Origin of the sequence: Pseudomonas sp. Sample_9 (assembly GCF_004307535.1) — a bacterium.
GTDB lineage: Bacteria > Pseudomonadota > Gammaproteobacteria > Pseudomonadales > Pseudomonadaceae > Aquipseudomonas > Aquipseudomonas mercuritolerans.
The window spans coordinates 1-1,138 of record NZ_RAZO01000476.1 but is presented as its reverse complement, the minus strand read 5'-3'; the positions used below and the strand labels follow the sequence as shown (position 1 = coordinate 1,138).

Sequence of the window (1,138 nt, the reverse complement as noted above, 5' to 3'; positions counted from 1 at the left end):
AGGAGTTCGAACACTCCATCTCCGACCTTGAGTACAACTGGTATCTGCATACCGTGTAAGCGTTGTAACGTCCAAAGGAACGCCGTTGGCTTCGCGCCCACGGCGTTTTTTTATGGCCGCCTGCGGCGGTTCGCTGGCAAGCCAGCTCCCACAAGGGCGGGGTATTGATTCTGTGGCGAGGGGATTTATCCCCGTTCGGCTGCGAAGCAGTCGTAAAACCTGATGACCAGATTTTGCTGATACACCGCATTGGCTGGATTTGGGGTCGCTTCGCTACCCAACGGGGATAAATCCCCTCGCCACAGTCTGCCACTCAGGAATGTCGAACACCGGGCGCTCCGCGTACAATGCGCGCTGCCCCGCAGGAGACTTCCATGACGCGTCCCGCCACCGTTCGCAAACCCCGTGCCCGCAGTCAGGCGCGGATCGATTCGATACTCGATGCCGCGCGCACGCTGCTGGCGGCCGAGGGCGTGGCCAGTCTGTCGATCTACAGCGTCGCCGAGCGCGCGCAGATTCCGCCCTCCTCCGTGTATCACTTCTTCGCCAGCGTACCGGCGCTGCTCGAAGCGCTGACCGCCGATGTCCACGCAGCCTTCCGCGCCTGCCTGCAAGCGCCGATCGATCACGACGCGTTACGCGACTGGCGTGATCTGTCGCGACTGGTCGAACAGCGCATGCTCGAGATCTACGACCAGGATGCGGCCGCGCGGCAATTGATTCTGGCGCAACACGGCCTGACCGAAGTGACCCAGGCTGACCGCCAGCACGATCTGGAACTGGGCGACCTGATGCACAAGTTGTTCGACCAGCATTTCGAATTGCCGAGGCTGCCGGACGATGTCGATGTGTTTGCCCTGGCGATGGAGCTGGGCGACCGGGTTTATGCCCGTTCGGTGCAGCAGCACGGGCAGATCACCCCGCGCATGGCCGAGGAAGGGATGCGCGTATTTGATGCCTATATCGGGTTGTACCTTCCGCCATATTTACCCAAAAGAAATCTCTAGCGCATGCACCGGCCCTTTCGCGAGCAGGCTCGCTCCCACATTTGAAATGCGTTCCCCTGTGGGAGCGAGCCTGCTCGCGAAAGCCGCGCCGCCGAATCCGCGACAGGCACAAAAAACCCCGCAGGGCTCAC

General features: G+C 61.5%; 1 protein-coding gene. It reads left to right on the top strand.

Annotated features, from left to right (window positions below; all coding sequences use genetic code 11):
* The first annotated feature begins 374 nt into the window (after positions 1-374).
* Positions 375-1,007 carry a TetR/AcrR family transcriptional regulator gene (locus D6877_RS27165; RefSeq protein ID WP_095181294.1) on the top strand — a complete coding sequence of 211 codons (633 nt, stop codon included), beginning with the start codon at positions 375-377 and terminating at the stop codon, positions 1,005-1,007.
* Positions 1,008-1,138 lie beyond the last annotated feature (131 nt).

Excerpts from the sequence above, each read along its gene's own strand:
- D6877_RS27165 (WP_095181294.1), top strand. The coding sequence starts at position 375 with ATGACGCGTCCCGCCACCGTTCGCAAACCCCGTGCCCGCAGTCAGGCG.